Source organism: Streptomyces uncialis, assembly GCF_001905345.1.
Lineage (GTDB): Bacteria > Actinomycetota > Actinomycetes > Streptomycetales > Streptomycetaceae > Streptomyces > Streptomyces uncialis.
Map to the genome: position 1 here is coordinate 824,290 of NZ_LFBV01000010.1, position 16,758 is coordinate 841,047.

Annotated in this window: 11 protein-coding genes; 6 read left to right on the forward strand and 5 right to left on the reverse strand. The window is 73.8% G+C overall.

The window, feature by feature from the left end:
- Window positions 1–12: 12 nt before the first annotated feature.
- Together AB852_RS33730 and AB852_RS33735 are read left to right on the forward strand one after the other, a co-directional pair.
- Window positions 13–1,575, forward strand: a complete 1,563-nt coding sequence (locus AB852_RS33730; RefSeq protein WP_073794069.1) for a hypothetical protein — start codon at window positions 13–15, stop codon at window positions 1,573–1,575.
- A gap of 712 nt (window positions 1,576–2,287) precedes the next feature.
- Window positions 2,288–2,743, forward strand: coding sequence for a GNAT family N-acetyltransferase (locus tag AB852_RS33735; protein ID WP_245877015.1), 456 nt, complete (start codon window positions 2,288–2,290; stop codon window positions 2,741–2,743).
- On the opposite strand, the gene AB852_RS33740 is transcribed toward AB852_RS33735, so the two are convergent.
- Window positions 2,664–4,025 carry a DHA2 family efflux MFS transporter permease subunit gene (locus AB852_RS33740; RefSeq protein ID WP_245877016.1) on the reverse strand — a complete coding sequence of 454 codons (1,362 nt, stop codon included), beginning with the start codon at window positions 4,023–4,025 and terminating at the stop codon, window positions 2,664–2,666. The two genes, AB852_RS33735 and AB852_RS33740, sit on opposite strands and share 80 nt — an antisense overlap.
- 194 nt (window positions 4,026–4,219) lie before the next feature.
- On the opposite strand from AB852_RS33740, the gene AB852_RS33745 reads away from it, so the two are divergent.
- From AB852_RS33745 to galE, 4 genes are all read left to right on the forward strand, one after another.
- Window positions 4,220–4,552 (forward strand): ArsR/SmtB family transcription factor, encoded by a 333-nt coding sequence (locus AB852_RS33745; RefSeq protein WP_073794074.1) that lies wholly within the window; start codon window positions 4,220–4,222, stop codon window positions 4,550–4,552.
- A gap of 163 nt (window positions 4,553–4,715) precedes the next feature.
- A complete protein-coding gene (locus tag AB852_RS33750) occupies window positions 4,716–6,032 on the forward strand; it encodes a glycosyltransferase 87 family protein (protein WP_079185123.1) in 1,317 nt (438 codons plus the stop codon).
- Window positions 6,005–7,849, forward strand: a complete 1,845-nt coding sequence (locus tag AB852_RS41160; protein WP_073794076.1) for a glycosyltransferase family 2 protein — start codon at window positions 6,005–6,007, stop codon at window positions 7,847–7,849. Before AB852_RS33750 ends, AB852_RS41160 begins: the two co-directional genes overlap by 28 nt.
- Before the next feature lie 245 nt (window positions 7,850–8,094).
- A complete protein-coding gene (galE, locus tag AB852_RS33760; protein WP_073794079.1) occupies window positions 8,095–9,081 on the forward strand; it encodes a UDP-glucose 4-epimerase GalE in 987 nt (328 codons plus the stop codon).
- A gap of 963 nt (window positions 9,082–10,044) precedes the next feature.
- Here galE and AB852_RS33765 read toward each other — a convergent pair.
- The 4 genes from AB852_RS33765 to AB852_RS33780 all read right to left on the reverse strand — a co-directional run bounded on the left by AB852_RS33765 (window position 10,045) and on the right by AB852_RS33780 (window position 16,332).
- Window positions 10,045–11,787 carry a glycosyltransferase family 2 protein gene (locus tag AB852_RS33765; RefSeq protein WP_079185104.1) on the reverse strand — a complete coding sequence of 581 codons (1,743 nt, stop codon included), beginning with the start codon at window positions 11,785–11,787 and terminating at the stop codon, window positions 10,045–10,047.
- Window positions 11,784–14,003 carry a CDP-glycerol glycerophosphotransferase family protein gene (locus AB852_RS33770; RefSeq protein ID WP_073794082.1) on the reverse strand — a complete coding sequence of 740 codons (2,220 nt, stop codon included), beginning with the start codon at window positions 14,001–14,003 and terminating at the stop codon, window positions 11,784–11,786. Before AB852_RS33770 ends, AB852_RS33765 begins: the two co-directional genes overlap by 4 nt.
- Before the next feature lie 107 nt (window positions 14,004–14,110).
- The gene (locus tag AB852_RS33775; protein ID WP_073794085.1) at window positions 14,111–15,667 is read right to left on the reverse strand and encodes a hypothetical protein; all 1,557 of its coding nucleotides are present in this window, start codon (window positions 15,665–15,667) and stop codon (window positions 14,111–14,113) included.
- Complete coding sequence (locus AB852_RS33780; RefSeq protein WP_245877017.1) at window positions 15,664–16,332, reverse strand: GtrA family protein; 669 nt, start codon at window positions 16,330–16,332, stop codon at window positions 15,664–15,666. The genes AB852_RS33775 and AB852_RS33780 overlap by 4 nt, the downstream gene beginning before the upstream one ends.
- Window positions 16,333–16,758: the final 426 nt, after the last annotated feature.

Sequence of the window (16,758 nt, forward strand, 5' to 3'; positions counted from 1 at the left end):
CGGAGGCGCACGATGAGCGCCGATCTCCTGACCCGTACCCGGGCCCGGGGCGCTACCGCGCTTCGCGGACACCGCCGGCGCCCCACTCCGTTCATGGTGTTCGGCGGGCTGTTCTGGCTGGTGATGTCCCTCGCGTACTGGCGGGTGCCGATGTGCTGCGACTTCGGGCAGCACGCGGCCGTGGTGGAACGTCTCACGGCGGATCTGCTGTCGCCCCGGCACCCGATGGCCGACCTGCCGGGCGACGGCAGCCCCTACTACACGCCGTACGCGGTGACGCAGGCGCTGTTCGCGAAGCTCACGGGCCTCGCGGGCTGGGAGGTCGTCAAACTCTCCGGCCCGGTGAACCTGCTGGTCCTGCTCACCGGTGTCGCCCGGTTCACCCGCGCGGTCTCCCGCCCCACGACCGGGCCGTGGGCACCGGTGTTCGCGCTGGCCGCGATGCTGCTGCTGTGGGGCACGCTCGGCACCTGGTGGTCCGGGTTCCTCGGGCTGATGTCGATGACGGGGAACCTCGGGTACCCGTCCACGTTCGCGATCGGCCTGACCTTCTGGGCCTGGGCGTGGACGGCGTCGCTGATCCGGGACTCCGCGCCCCGGTGGCGGGGACACGCGGGACTGGGCGCGCTGCTCGGGCTGATCCTGCTCGTCCACCCGATCACCGTGATCGCGGCGGCCGTCGGCGTCGCGGCGTTCGTCGTCCCCGCGCACGGGCGGCAGTGGCTGTCACGCGCGGCGTGGCGCCGGTACGGGGTCGGGCTGCCGTGGCTGCTCGCCGCGCTCGCGGCGTGCGCGGTGGCGGCGATGTGGCCGTACTTCTCGGTGTTCTCACTGGCGGGCGACTCCAGCGTGGACGCCATCCACGCACGGCTCTACCGGAACACCCGCGAGCGCTTCTGGCTCGGGGCGCTGGGGCTGCCCGCGCTGTGGGCCAGATGGCGGCGCGACGGCGGCCGGGACCCGCTGGTCCTGATGTTCGGCCTGGACCTGCTGGTCATCGCGTACGGCTGGTTCACCGGGCACTACACCTACGGACGGGTGATGGGTATGGCCCTGGTCCCGCTGCACTTCGCCCTCGCGGTGGAGCTGGCCACGCCCCGGCCCTGGTCACGGCGGCGGCGTGCGCTCGGCGTGGCGGCCGTGGCGGCGGCGCTGACCGGCTTCCTCACGGTGCACGCGGGGGCGGTGGTGCCCCGCTCGCTGGACCCGGTCGGGTTCAAGCAGCCGCCGCGGTGGCCCACGTACGCGTGGGTGACGCAGCATGTCGGGCGCGGCGAGGTGATCCTCGCGGACGGGTACCGGCCTGCCCGGTCACTGCCGGGGTACGGGCTGAACCTGGTGGCGCCGCCGTGGCCCGATCCCGCGCTGGAGGAACGCGAGCGGAGCCGCCGGTGGTCGGCGGTGCACACCTATCTCGCGCCGAACTCCTCGCCCACGCGGCGGGCGGAGATCGTGAAGCGCTACGGGGTGCGGTGGCTGCTGCTGTCGCCCCGGCAGACGGCTCCGCCGGAGGCGGTCGTCGTCGCGTGGGACCCGCGCAGCGGGGAGGTGCTCGCCCGGGTGCGGGGCGCCTGACCAGGGCACCCCGTACGCGGGTGACGGGCGTCTGACCAGGACGCCGGGGTGCGCCGGGCGGGCCCGGCGCACGATCGGGGGGCGAGGATGCGCGGGGCCGCTGGTGGGGGGGGATACCAGCGGCCCCGCCACACCCTCTGTGGTGTCTGACGAGCGGGGCGGGGGGATTGTTCCCCTCGGGTCGCCTTCACTTGCGCTTCCTGGGTCTGTCCGGCGGGGGGTACTTCGTTCCTGTGCCGTCGCTCGGTGGGTTTGCGCAGTTCCCCGCGGGTCGCCTTCGCTTGCGCTTCCTGGGTCTGTCCGGCGGGGGGTACTTCGTTCCTGTGCTGTCGCTCGTGGGTTTGCGCAGTTCCCCGCGCCCCTGGGTGGGTGCCTCTTGCTGTCGCTCTTCGGGTGCGGGGCTGCCCTCGTCTTTTGCGCAGTTCCCCGCGGGTCGCCTTCGCTTGCGCTTCCCAGGTCTGTCCGGGTGGGCGCACTTCGTTCCTGTGCTGTCGCTCGTGGGTTTGCGCAGTTCCCCGCGCCCCTTTGGGGGCGCTGCCTGGCTGATGGTGTCCTTCGGGTGCGGGGCTGTTCCTGTGGACTGGGGGTTAATGGGTCGCGGGGGGTGTGGGGGTGTTGGTAGGTAGGGGGGATGACGGATGGGGTGGGTGTTTTCGGTGCGGGGGCTCGGTTGCGGGCCGCGGGGGCGGGGGACGGGGGGTTTCTGGGGGAAGTGCTGCTCGCGGCGTTCAACTGGGACGGGCCCCGGTTCACCCTTGACGAGGCCCTGGGGACGCCGGACATCGCGCACTACGTCACGGGGTGGCCCCGGCCGGGAGACTTCGGCGTGGTGGCCGAGGACGACGCCGGGCGGCCTGTGGGTGCTGCCTGGGCGCGGGTCTTCCCGGCCGACGAGCCCGGCTACGGCCATGTCGACCCGCAGGTACCGGAGCTGACCATCGGTGTCTTGCCCGGACATCGGGGGCGCGGTGTCGGGAGTGCCCTGCTGGACGAACTGGTGAGGCTGGCGGAGCGGTCCGGCGCCGACGGGCTGAGCCTCAGTGTGGAGGACGGGAACCCGGCCGTCCGCCTCTATGCCGCCCGCGGCTTCACCGCCGTGGGACGTGAGGGGGCGTCGGACACGATGCTGCTCCCGCTCCCCGGCGCGTCCACAGCCACAGGCCGGTGACCACGGCGCCGGCCAGGGTGACGGCGCCCGCCACGACGAAGGCGCTGCTGAGGGCTGCCTCGAAGGAGGCGCCGCCGGACTGCCGGGTGCGGACGACCGCTCCGAGCACCGCCACCCCGAGCACCGCGCCGATCTGCCGGGTGGTGCTGATGACACCCGACGCGAGTCCGCTCTCGTGCGTGCCCACGGACTGGATGGCGGCTCCGGTCAGCGGGGACATGGTCAGGGCGAAACCGACGCCGGTGACGGCCAGCCGCCACCAGACGTGCGCGTAGGCGGTGTCGGCCTGGACGAAGCCCAGCGCCAGCAGCCCCGGTCCGGCCAGGGCGAGGCCGGTGGTGACCACGATCCGGAAGCCGTACCTGACGGCGAGACGGCCCGCGTACGGGCTGACGACGACCATGGCGAGGGTGACGGGCAGGGTCTGGAGGCCCGCGCGCAGGATCGAACTGCCCTGGACGTGGACGAAGAACTGGGAGAAGAAGAAGGACGACCCCATGAGCGCGAAACCGACGACGGCCATCGCGGTGCTGGAGACGGTGAACAGCCGCTGCCGGAACAGCCGCAGCGGCAGCATCGGTGCCGGAGCGCGCTGTTCGACGGCGACGAAGGCGGCGAGGGTCACCACCGCGGCGGCGAAGCTGCCGAGGATCACCGGCGAGGTCCAGCCGCGGGAACCGCCCTCGATCAGTCCGAAGGACAGCGCCCCCACACCGAGGACGGACAGGGCCGCGCCCGGGATGTCGATCGCCGGTGCGGCCGGGTCGCGGGACTCGGTCAGGACGTACAGAGCGGCCACGAGCAGGACGGCGGGTACGTTGACGAGGAAGATGGCCGGCCAGCCGAACGCGTCCACCAGGACCCCGCCGGCGACCGGTCCGGCGGCCAGGCCGATCCCGCTGAGTCCGGCCCACAGCCCGATGGCCTTGACGCGGTCCTGCGGCACGGGGTGGGCGGCGGCGAGCAGAGCCAGCGAGGCGGGGCTCAGCGCGGCGGCCCCGATGCCCTGGAGCGCGCGTCCAGCGATCAGCCATCCCGGCGAGGGCGCGGCGGCGCACAGCACCGAGGCGAGGGTGAACACTGTCGCACCGGCCAGGAACACGCGTTTGCGGCCGAGACGGTCGGCGAGGACACCGCCGGAGAGCAGCAGCATGGCGACGAGCAGCACATAGGAGTCGACGATCCATTGCAGGCCGTCCAGCCGGAGGTGCAGGCGCTGCTGCATATCGGGCAGCGCCGCGCCGACGATCGTGCTGTCGAGCAGCACCATGAACTGCCCCATACAGGTCACGGTGAGCAGGAGCGCTGTCCGCTTCGGCCGCCTGTCCGCTGCCTCGGGTGCCTCGGCCTTCGGTAAGTCCTGGTGTGCGGTCAACGCCGTTCCCTTCTGCGACGCGGATGCCCTTGAGGGCGTCGAAGAACTTCCAGGATAGTTCCATAATCCCGAACTATCGAACTGAATGTTAGGATCGGGCCATGCGACCACTGCCCCAGCCCTCGACCGAGTCGTTGACGCTCGCACCGGTGCTGCACGCGCTCGGCGATCCGGTACGTCTGGAGCTGGTGCGGCGAGCCATGGGAAGCCCGGACTCGACCTGTTCCGCGCTCGCCGAAGGGCTGACCGTGCCGCTGTCGACGCTGTCCAACCACTGGCGGATCCTGCGCGAGGCCGGTCTGATCAGCATGACCGTCGACGGTCGGCACCGGCGCATCCGGCTGCGCGCCGACGATCTCGGCACCCGCTTCCCGGACCTGCTCGGGCCGATCCTGCGCCTCGCCGCGACCGAGTCGCCGAGCGGTACGCCATGAGGACACACGACGGGCGGCCCCGCGCGGCAGTTCGCCGGCCCTCCCGCGCGCACCGGGCCGCGAGGCAGGTCTTGAGCAGCATGCGGGCGATTTTCTGGTCATACGGTGGCGCCTGGGCGTATTAGGCGGGGTCTCGTCCGTTGTGCGGCATACGCTCCCGCTGATGACCCCTCAGACTCTCGTCCCGGGCAGCGCGTCCGCACGCCGTACCCGGCCCCTCGGCGGCGCACCGCTCGCCCTGGCGGCCGGATGGCTCGCCACGCGCGCGGGGATGCTGTTCCTGCTCACGCACAGCGGTTCCGTCCTGCTCGGTTCCGGTGGGGTGTCCCGCGAGGTGCACCATCTGTACGCGCGCTGGGCGGGGCAACTGGGCGACGGGACCTTCCCGGTGGGCGACGCGCTGTGGCAGTACCCACCGGGCGCGGGACCCGTGCTGCTCGCGCCCGCGCTGGTGCCCTGGCTGACCTATTTCGAGGCGTTCGTCGCACTGACCCTGCTCGCGGACGCCATCGTCACCGCGGCCCTCACGCGCGCGGGGCTGCGGCCCGGCCGCACCCTGGGCGGCGCCGCGCTGTGGGTGTGCGCACTCCCCCTGCTGCTGCATCTGCCGCTCGCGCGCTACGACGTACAGGTGACCGCCTTCGCCGTGGCCGGGCTGCTGGTCGCGGAGCGGTCCGCGCGCGCGGGAGGGGTGTGCGCGGCGCTCGGGGCCGCGGTGAAGCTGTGGCCCGCGCTGATCCTGCTGGGCACACCCCGGGGCCGCCCCACCCGCCGGGCGTGGACGGCGGCGGCCGTCACGGGCGGGCTGCTGCTGACCCTGCTGGCCGTCGCGTTCCGCAACCCGCAGGGCTTCCTGCGCGAGCAAGGCGCGCGCGGGGTGCAGATCGAGTCGCTGGGCGGCACCCTGCTGGGCCTCGCCCGGCACGCGGGATGGCCCGGGACGGTGCGGTACCGGTACGGCGCGATGGAGTTCGTCGGCCCCCAGGTGGACACCGTCGCCGCCGTGTCGCTGGCGCTGACCGCCGCCGCCGGGGTGCTGCTGCTGGTGTGGCGCGCGGGGGCCCGCCGCTGGACCGAGGCCACGCCCTACGACGCGGCCCTGTGCGCGGTGCTGCTGTTCACGACGACGAGCCGGGTCATCAGCCCGCAGTACCTGGTGTGGCTGCTGGGGCTCGCCGCCGTGTGCCTCACCTCGCACCGCACCAGCCAGCGGCCGGTGGCGGCGCTGGTGGTGCTGGCCACGGCGGTCAGCACGGTCGTCTACCCGCTGCTGTACGCGGAGGTGGTCGCTTCGAGCTGGACGGGCTGTCTGCTGATGCTGACACGCAACGGACTGCTGGTCACCGCGACCGCGCTGTCCGCGCGGCGGCTGTGGCGCGCGACCCGGCCCCCCGGAGCCCGCCGCCCGCCGCCGCCCGCCCCCGACGCGCACGAGACCCCGAGGAGTGTTCCGTGGAACTCCCGCGCCACGCCCAGGTGAGCGTGATCGTGATCGGCCACGACGACGCGACGCACGTGGCCGACGCGGTGCGCTCCGCCCTGGCCCAGGGGCCGGTGGTCCGGGAGGTGATCGCCGTGGACGACGGCTCCACCGACGGCAGCCGGGAGGTACTGGCCGCCCTCGCGGACGGCGAACCCCGGCTGCGGGTCCTGCCCCGCACCGGCAACAGCGGCGGCTGCGGGACGCCCCGCAACGACGGTCTGGCGGCCTGCACGGCCCCGTACGTGATGTTCCTCGACAGCGACGACCTCCTGCCGCCCCGGGCCGCCGAACGGCTCCTCACGGCCGCCCAGGAGCACCGTGCCCAGGTCGCCGCGGGGCTCTGCGTACGCCGCGAACTCCCCCACGGCCCCGACACCCCCTGGCAGCCCCGGCTGTACACCCCGCGCCCCACCGGGCCCGGTGATCCGGCGCTCCCCCCGCCCCCGTCGGCACCACCGGACCCGTCGGACCCGGTGAACCCGGCGGAGGACCCGCTGGACCTGGTGGATCTGTCGGACCCTTGGAAACCGGCCGACCCCGCCGAACCCTTCGACCCGGCCGGGGCCGCCCCACGTCCCCCGGCCGTCACGGAAGGCGGCCCGGCCGGACCCGTCGGAGCACCCACCGGGCTGCCCGTCGTGGAGCACCCGGCCGATCTCCCGGCGCTCGCGCGGGACACCCTGTGCGTCAACAAGCTCTACCGCACGGACTTCCTGCGCGACCACGGCATCCGGTTCCCCGACGGCCGCTTCCCCTACGAGGACTTCGTGTTCACCGCGCGGGTGCTCGCCGCCGGGCCCCGGATCGCGCGCGTGCCGGACCCCGTCTACGTGTGGCATGTGCGGCGCGGGGCGTCCCGGCTGTCGATCTCGCTGGACCGCGCGGGCGTCGACAACTGGCGGGCCCGCACCCGCGCCCACGGACAGGCCGTCGACATCCTCCGCGCGGCGGGCGAGCAGTCCCTCGCGCGCGCGAGCAGCGCCGCGTTCCTCGACCTCTCGCTGCGCATGTACGCGAAGGAGCTCGTCCGCCGCTCCCCCGAGTACCGGCGGCTGTGGTGGGCCGACGCCCGCGCCCATCTGGCCGGATTCGACAGCGCCGACCTGGAACCCGCCGACAGCCCGGGACGCCTCGTCGCGCGCGTGCTGCTCGTCTCGCCCGAACCCAGGGACCTCGTACGGCTGCGGGAACTCGCCGCCCGTCCCGCCCGGCTGCTGCCGCCCTACGCGCGCGATCCGGACGGCACCCCCGTGTGGTCCGCCGAGCTGCCCGGGGCCACCCTGGAGAAGCTCGTCGTCCGGCCCGCCGCGGCCCTGCCGCTGGCCGTCGAGGGCCGGCTGCGCCCCCGCGCGCGCGGGACACTGCTGCGCCTCCGGCTGCACGAGCTGTACGGGCGGGTGGCCGCGGCGGGACCCGTGACGGCCGTCGCGGAGTTCGCGGAACGGCGGTCGGGACGGGTGGGATGGGCGCACGCCGTGGAGTTCACCGCCGGGCGGCACGACGGCACCTGGACCGCCGAGGCCGCCGTGCCGCTGCGGGAGCTGGGCGCCGGGACATGGGACCTGCGGGTGCGGCTGCGGTTCGCCGACGGCACCGGGCGCCGCGTCACCGCGCACGCCACGGAGGAACCCGGGGACCTGAGGCGCCACGCCGTCCCCGACCCCCGGCACGGCTTCCTGCTGGCGCAGCCCTACGCCACCCACTCGGGGGCGCTCGCGCTGCGGATCGCCCTCGGGCCACGCGGGGCGCTCGGGGTCGCACGACGCCGGCTGGTCCGGCTGCTGCGCCCCGGCGGACGGCGGCCCTCCCCGTAGCACCGGCGCACGACACTGCACCTCGTCGCGGAAGATCACCCAAAGGGGTTACTTGCGCCCACTGTTGACGGGAAGTCAGAATTCCTCTTGGTTGCGTCGCAGCTCAGCGCGGGGGCGGTGGGCTCTGACAGACTGCGCCCGTACGGGCGATCCCTCTTCGCGCGTCCGTGCGACCACCGCATGACACGCTTCAGCGCGCGCCGCCAGACGCGCGCCCATACGACAGGACAGGGTGAACAACGACCATGACCTGGCTGATCACCGGCGGTGCCGGCTACATCGGGGCCCATGTCGTCCGCGCGATGCGCGCGGCGGGCGAGCGGACCGTGGTCTACGACGACCTCTCCACCGGCGACGCCGACCGGGTGCCCGACGGCGTACCCCTGGTGGTGGGATCGACCCTGGACCCGAAGCTGGTCGCCCGCGCGCTGTCCGGGCACGAGATCACCGGGGTCGTGCATCTGGCGGGCCGCAAACGGGTCGACGAGTCCGTGGAACTCCCGCTGCGCTACTACCACGAGAACGTCGAGGGGCTGCGGGTCCTCCTCGACGCGGTGACGGCGGCCGGGGTGTCCTCGTTCGTCTTCTCGTCGTCGGCGGCCGTCTACGGCGCGCCGGACACCCGGCTGGTCACGGAGGACACCCCGTGCGTGCCGGTGAACCCGTACGGCGAGACCAAGCTCGTCGGTGAGTGGCTGGTCAGGGCCGCCGGGCGCGCCCATGGGCTGTCGACGGCGTCGCTGCGCTACTTCAACGTCGCGGGGGCCGCCTCCCCCGAACTCGCGGACAGCGGCAAGTTCAACCTTGTCCCCATGGTCCTGGAGCGGCTGACCGCGAACCGGCCGCCGCGTATCTTCGGCACCGACCACGCGACGCCGGACGGCACCTGTGTACGTGACTACATCCATGTCGCGGACCTGGCCGAGGCGCATGTGGCCGCCGCGCGGCATCTGCGGGAGCGGGGGCCGGGCGCCGAACTGACCCTCAACATCGGGCGGGGCGAGGGGGTCTCCGTGCGCGAGATGATCAGCGAGATCACGGCCGCCACGGGCAGTCGTCTCCCGCCGGAGGTCGCGCCGCGGCGGGCGGGGGACCCCGCGCGGGTCGTCGCCTGTGCCGATCGGGCCGCGCGGGTGCTCGGGTGGAAGCCGCAGCGGGATGTGCGCGACATGGTCACGTCGGCTTGGCTGGGCTGGCAGCGCGCCCAGTCCCGCCCGGCGCCCCGCCGCTGACACGTTCCACGGCTCCCCGTCGCGCCTGGGGTTCCAGCTGGGCGCACTTGTTCCCTGTGCCGTCGCTCGTGGGGTGCGCAGTTCCCCGCGGGTCGCCTTCGCTTGCGCTTCTGAGGTCTGTCCGGGTGGGCGCACTTCGTTGCTGTGCCGTCGCTCGGTGGTTTCGCGCAGTTCCCCGCGCCCCTGGATGCTGCCCCTTCTGGTCGCTCTTCGGGTGCGGGGCGGTTCTCGTCTTCGCGCAGTTCCCCGCGGGTCGCCTTCGCTTGCGCTTCCCAGGTCCGTCCGGCGTGACGCACTTCGTTCCTGTGCCGTCGCTCGGTGGTTTCGCGCAGTTCCCCGCGCCCCTTTGGGGCGCGTTCTGCTTGTTCTTCGGGTCGGTGCCGGTCGGGATTCTCCGTCCTCGCTCCAACGCGCTCGGTCGGACGTCCCTCTTGCCCTGCTGAAGAGCATCGGAGTCTGCGGGCAGAGATTCCCGCCCACCCCCTTCGCTGAGTCCGGCGAGTGCGCGAGGAGGGGGGTTCCGCAGAAGACGGACAGCCCCAGCAACCCGAGGCGCCCCAAAGGGGCGCAGGGAACTGCGCAAACGAGGACCGGCCCGCCCCCGAAGAGCGACCGTAATGGGGCAGCACCTCAGGGGCGCGAGGAACTGCGCACCCACGGACAACCCGCACAGGCACAGATGCGTTCAGGTAGGCGAACCCAGGGGCGCAGGGAACCGCGCAAAAACGAGGACAGCCCCGCACCCGAAGAACAACCGCAAAAGGGCAGCACCTCAGGGGCGCGGGGAACTGCGCACCCCCGGACAGCCTGTACAGGAACAAGTACGCCCACCCGGACAGACCTGGGAAGCGCAAGCGAAGGCGACCCGCGGGGAACCGCGCACCCGACGAGCGACGGCACAGGGAACAAGTACGCCCCGCCGGACGGACCTCGGAAGCGCAAGCCAAAGGCGAGCCGTCCAGCTCAGCGACGGGGGCGGCCCCCACCTCGAAGCCCGGCCCGCAGGGCCCCCGCTCGGGCCACCTGGAAGACGCGCGCGGGCAGCCCCTTGGGGGCCCACCGGATCTGGAGCCGCCCCGCACCCTGCGGCTCCGGCTCCACCGTGATGTCGTGCGGCGCGAGCCCCCCGTGGTAACCGACCCGGGTACTCATCGCGGGGAACCCGAGGGGCGCCAGCAGCGGCCCCGTGTTCCGCAGGCCGTCCTGGGTGAGGACGACGACGGGATGCCGTGCGCCCACGAACCCGCGCACCGGGACCGGGGCCTGCGCGAGGTCCAGCCGCACCTGCCCCTCGAACACCCCGGGCCGCACCGGGTCGAGGCGGAAGGGGACTTCGAGCCGCCGCCGGCCCGGCGCGATGGCCAGCAGCGCGGACTGCGGGCCGACCGCCAGCCGCAGCCCCGGGTCGTAGCTGCGGACCACGAGGTCGACGACGGCGCCGGGGCCCTGGGCGACGGACAGGATCTCGTGCCGGAACAGCTTGCCGGAGAACGGTCCGCTGTCCACCCGCTCGTCCGCGAGGTCCAGTTCCCGGCGTCCGGCCGAGGTGGCCGGCACCCGGTCGCCCCAGTACAGCCGTCCGTCGGTGCCCGCGCTGACGGTCCGGGGCGCGACCTCCTGCGCGAGGCCGCGCGCGGCGATCCGTGCCTCGTCGAGCCGCCCGTCCCGAACCAGTTGGAGCACCACCCGCTCGGGGCGCGTCAGTCGGGCGTACGCGGCGGGGGCGAGCGTCGCGAGGTACGGGTTCACCAGCTCGGCGAACCCGGCGAGCCACGCGTCGTCGCGGTGGGGGAGGTCACCCGCGTACATCCGGAAGTCGTGCTTGAGGAACTTGTGGTCCTTGTCGGGGCGCAGGTCCGTGTGTCCGGTCTCCACGAGGAACTCGTCGATGAGGCGCTGGACGTGGACGCGGTCGCGGACGTTGCCGAGTTTGTGGCGCTGGTTGGAGATCGAGGCGGCCCCGGCGGCGGCGAGCGGCGCGATGTACCAGCGGTAGACACGGTCCGGGACGACGGTGAACGCCTCGGCGAGGCAGTACGCCTGGGCGGAGAACAGCTGGTCCTCGTAGTGGATGCCCTCGGGGAAGCGCAGCCGGTGCCGGTCCAGGAATTCCGTGCGGTACATCTTGCTGGTCGCCAGGTGTTCGAACAGCAGCCCGGGTTCCGACCCGATACCGCGGACGGTCCGCCGCTCGGCCACCAGGTGCGGCATCCAGGTCGAGGTGCGGCCGGTGTCGACGCGGACGCGTTCGACGGCGCCCATCACGAAGTCGACGCGCTGCTCCCGGTGCGCGGCGAGCAGCGACTCGACCGCGCGGGGCGGCAGTTCGTCGTCGCTGTCGAGGAACATCACGTACGGCGCGCGGGCGATGTCCAGGGCGCGGTTGCGGGGGACGCTGCATCCGCCGCTGTTCTCGGGCAGCCGCAGGACGGTGATGCGGTCGTCGAGGTCGGCGAGGGCGCGGGCCACGCGCGGGGTGTCGTCGGTGGAGTGGTCGTCGCTGATGATGATCTCGATGGCGCGGTGCGTCTGCGCGCGCAGCGACTCGACGGCGCGCGGCAGCCGTTCGGCGTCGTTGTGGACGATGACCGTGACGGTCACATCGGGTTCGCCGACCGCCTGGGCGGACCGGACGACCAGCGAGGAGCGGTCGGGGCGGTCGGGGCGGTCGACGCGCGGCGGGACGGCCGCCTCGGGGGATGTCATGTGTCGTCCGCCTCCTGCGGGGTCGGGACCGGGGGCCTTTCGCCGACGGGGACCACCGTCGGCAGGGTGTCCCCGGTCTCCCCGAGGAAGACCCGGCGTACGACGCGTTCTGCGGCGTGGCCGTCATCGTATCCGCAGAACCGCAGGCGGAACGCGGCGCGGGTGCGGGCGGCCTCGGCGTCCCGCCAGGCGCCCGAGCGGATGATGTCGGTGAGCTCGTCCTGGGTGCGGGCGAGCCGCCCGGGCGGCTGGGCCGTCAGGTCGAAGTAGACGCCGCGGGTGGTCGCGTACGTCTCCCAGTCGTCGGCGTAGATCACGATGGGCCGGTCGAGGCCCGCGTAGTCGAACATGATGGACGAGTAGTCGGTGATCAGTCCGTCGGCGGCGAGCAGCAGGTCCTCGACGGGGTCGTACGAGGACACGTCGACGACCCGGCCGCTGCGGCGCAGCGCGGCGAGCGCGGGCGGGGCGACCCCGTAGAAGTAGTGGCCGCGGACCAGGATCACGGTGTCGTCGCTGAGCTGTCCGGCGAGTTCGGCGAGGTCGAGCCGGGGTGTCCAGCGCGCCTCGTAGTCCCGGTGGGTGGGCGCGTAGAGGAACGCGGTGCGGCCGCGGGCGATGCCGAGGCGTTCGCGGATCGCGCGGATGCGGGCGGGTGTCGCGCGGTGCAGGACGTCGTTGCGGGGGTAGCCGTGGTCGAGGGAGACATAGCGGGCGGGGTAGGCGCGTTCCCAGGTCTCGGTGGAGTGGGCGTTCGCGGAGACGCTGTAGTCCCATTTGTCGACGCGGGCGAGCAGGGCGCGGAAGTTGAGGCCCTTGGCGGCGGCGGGGTGGTCGAGCTGGTCCAGTCCCATGCGTTTGAGCGGGGTGCCGTGATGGGTCTGGAGGTGGATCGCGTCCGGGCGTTTGACGACGGCGCCGGGGAAGTTGACGTTGTTGACGAGGTACCGGGCGCGGGCCATGACCTCCCAGTAGCGGCGGGTGCCGGGGACGACATGGTCGGTGCCGGGCGGCAGCAGGGGCACCTTGTCCCTGGCGACGACCCACACCCGGTGGATGTGCGGGGCGAGGTCGCCGAGGGTGCGGGCGATCGCGGCCGGGTTGCAGGTGACGCCCCGGTCCCAGTACGCGGAGAACACCGCGAGGTGCGGGTCCACGGGCTGTTCCAGGGCGCGCCGGTAGTGGTGGTCACGCAGCTTCGCGGCGGCCCGGCGGCCCCGGCGCCGCAGCTCCCGCTGGACCTCGCGGCGTTTGTGGTTGACGCTCTGCACGGCCCGGTAGCGGGGGTACGCGTCCTGTTCGAGGAGCCGGTACCTGATCCCGTCCAGGCCGTCGGGCCGGGGGTGTCCGGCGGGGCGCCAGCGGTTCGCGGCGCGGGCGGCACGGTGGAAGAACTCCCGGGCGACCGGTCGGGGCAGGTCGCCGCGCGCGATGATCCGCAGCCACTCGTGGACCATCACGTCGTACAGCGCCGCCCGCAGCGGGGCGGGGGTGCCGAGTTCCGCCATGAGTTCCTGCACGGCCTCGTACCGTCCGACGGCCGCGTAGCGGTCCTCGGGGGTGGGGGGTGGCAGGCTCGCGGGGCGCAGCCGCCGTTCGTCGAGGGCGACCTGGTCGAGGGCGGCCACCCGTCCGGCGCGCAGCAGGGCCGTATAGGACACGACGAGGTCATCGGGGTGTTCGCCCAGGTCGGGGTGGGCGCGCCAGAAGGCGGTGCGCACGAGCCGGGCGCCGAGCAGCGGGGTGACACGCAGCAGGTCGGGGAAGTCGGCGAGGGCCAGCGGTGCCCGGCCGGCGCGGGCGAGGAGGGTGCCGTCGGGGGACGGGCGGGCCTGGGAGTACCAGGTCGAGGTGACGTGGTCCAGGGCGATGACGTCGACCTCGGGCGGCTGGTCGGCGGTGAGGCCGGCGAGGACGCGCGGGGCGTCCGCGGGGAGGCGGTCCTTCGCGGGGACGAAGTGCAGCCAGGGGCCGCGGGCCAGGTCGGCGGCGAGGGCCCGCGCGCGGACGTCGGGGGTCCCCTCGGGCAGCGGCAGCGGGACGATACGGGGGTCCCGCAGCGCGTAGCCCTCGGCCAGCCGGTGGGCGGCGGGTCCGGTCGTCGCGACGATCACCTCCGTGTCGGCGCCGGGGGCGGTGACGATCCCCTCCAGACAGTCCGCCAGCCTGCCCTGCACGTTCCTGCCGTACACCACAACACTCAAGCGGGGCCGCATGACCGCTCCTCCCTGCCTCGGCCCGGACATGTCCGGGCATTTCCCACCGTCTCATGAAGCCACCGCCCCGCCGTCGGACGAGCGTCCGCCGGGGCGGCCCGTCCCGGTCAGCCGCCTCCCCCCGCCGCCCCGGGCACCGGCACCCTGTACAGCCGGTGCCCGCCGGGGCCCCGCGCGGTCTCCCGCAGTCCGTCCCCCGGCGTACGCGGACCGTCCAGGACCCAGCGGACCTGGTAGGTCCGCAGGATGCGCGCGCGTTCGGCGGGGGCGGTGCCGCGCGCGTAGTAGCGGTCCATGGCGGCGGTGCGCTGCCGCGCGTCGGGCAGCAGCACGTCCGGGTAGCCGGGCGCCACGGTGTACGGGCCGTGCGCGGGGATCTGCCGCGCGGGGAGCACCTTCGCCATCACCACGTCCCCGTACCGGGTCCACGGGACGATCCAGCGGTACCCCTCCCACGGCTCCCGCGCCTTCGCCGCGACCGGACCGGGCAGCTCGCGCGGCGGGACCACGTACCCGACCGTGCCGATCTGCGCCCACGCCCCGGCGAGCAGCGCGGCGCCGAGCGCTCCCCCGTACAGCGCCCGCCAGCGGGGGCGCCCCCGGTCGAAGACCTCGATGCCCGCCGCGAGCTGCGCGGGCACCAGGGCGGCGGGCAGTGCCCGGCCCCACGCGTGATGCCCGGTGAGCTGCCCGAGGACGACGGCGAGCAGGCCCAGCCCGAAGAAGAGGACCAGCGGATCGCGCCGGTCCCGGGTCCAGCGCGCCCCGAGGGCCACCACCCCGACGGCGGCCAGCCCGAACCGGACCACGGTGTCCTGGTACAGCGCCCGGTGGATCGCGTCGAGTCCGCCGGTCCCGAGCAGCGCGAAGAAGTCGTAGTACGGCCACACCCCGACCAGCAGCAGCCCGAGGAGCGCCCCGGCGGCGAGCCGCGCCCACACCACCCGGGCGGGCCACGGCCGCGCCCCGAGCACCAGGGCCACGGCGCCCAGCGCGGCGACCACCCCGGTGAACTGATGCACCAGCAATGCCGTCCCCCACAGCAGTCCCAGCCCCAGGAACACCGCCCAGGACGCCCCGGCGGCCAGTGCCCGGCGCAGCCACGCCCACAGATGGAACGCGAGTCCCAGCGCGAGGGTGCTGGGGTACGAGACGGTCAGCGCCAGTGAGCCGAGGCCCGTGAACCCGCTCCACGCGAAGACCTGGGTCCCCCACAGCAGCGTCAGGCACAGCAGGGTCACGGGGACGGCGGCGGTCCGCGGGGTGAACGTCCGTACGAACCGCCACACCCCGCCGAGCAGGACCGCGAGCGCGATCACCGCGCCGGTGCGCAGCACCCCGAACGTGGGCACCCCGCCGAGCACCGCGAACAGCCCGAGCAGCACCGTCCACGGCGAGTAGTAGGGGCTGGGGGTGTCCTCGGCGACCAGCGGGTTGCCCGGGTGGGCGAGGTCGTGGCGCAGCCGTTCGACGGTCGCGGCGTGCATCCCGAGGTCACCGATCCACGGCAGCGGGACGATCACCAGCGCCAGCAGGACGACCAGGAGCAGGGCGGCGCCCCACACGGCGTACGGGGCCGTCGAGCGGGCCGCGGCCAGGGCCCGGGAGCGGGCGGGGGGACGGGGCGCCGAGGGTGCCGTCGGCCGCGCCCGGTCGAGGGTCATCGCCGCGCGCGGGCCGCGCGGTCCGGCGCCCGCCGGGCGTCGGGCAGGGTGTCGTGTCCGCAGGGGTGGCCGCCGCGGTGGCCGCTCTTCCTGCGGTTGCGGTGGGGGCCACGGCGGCCACGGGGCTGGCCGCTCTCCTGTCCGTGTCCGCAGGAGTGACCGCTTTCCCGGTTCCCGGCGGGGGCGCCGCCGTCCGGCTGGAAGACCCAGGTCCGGTAGACCAGGAACCGGAACGCGGAGGCGAGGCCGATGGACAGGGCCTTCGCGAGGTTCGACGCCAGCGGGCCGGTCAGTCCCGCGCCGTGGTACGCGGCGTAGAACAGCACGCTCTCCATGAGGACACCGAGTCCGCTGAAGACGAAGAACAGCATGATCTGGCGCTGGGTGCGCGAGGCCCGGTCGCGGTAGGCGTAGAAGCGGAAGCCGAGGTAGTTGCCCGCCATGGCGAGCGAGCTGGCGAGGACCGTCGCGGTCATGGGGCCGGTGCCCAGCGCGTGCAGCAGCACGTTGAAGACGGCGAAGTTGACCGCGACGCCGGTGCCGCCGACGATCCCGAACTTCACGATCTCCAGCGCCAGCCCGCGCAGCCGGGCCGGGGCGGGCGGGAACGCGGGCGCGGGCGCGGACGGTGGTCGCTGTGGGCGGGCGGAGACATTCACGGTCACGAAGCGGCACCCCTCGGTGTGACAATCGGGTCCACCATAGACGGAATGTCACCTATTGCCCGTATTACCCGATACACCCTGTCGGTGGACCCCCGCACCCGAACACCCACAGCAGGAGGCCCCCCAAAGGGGCGCGGGGAACCGCGCGAAAACGAGAACCGCCCCGCACCCGAAGAGCGACCGCGAGAGGCACCCACCCAGGGGCGCGGGGAACTGCGCGAAACCACCGAGCGACAGCACAGGCAACAAGTGCGCCCAGCACCGAGTACCCAGGGGCGCGAGGAACCGCGCACCCACGAACGGCCCGCACAGGAACAAGCACGTCCAGGTGCACGAACCCAGGGGCGCGAGGAACCGCGCACCCACCGAGCGACGGCACAGGGAACAAGCACGCCCACCCGGACAGACCTCGAAAGCCCAAGCGAA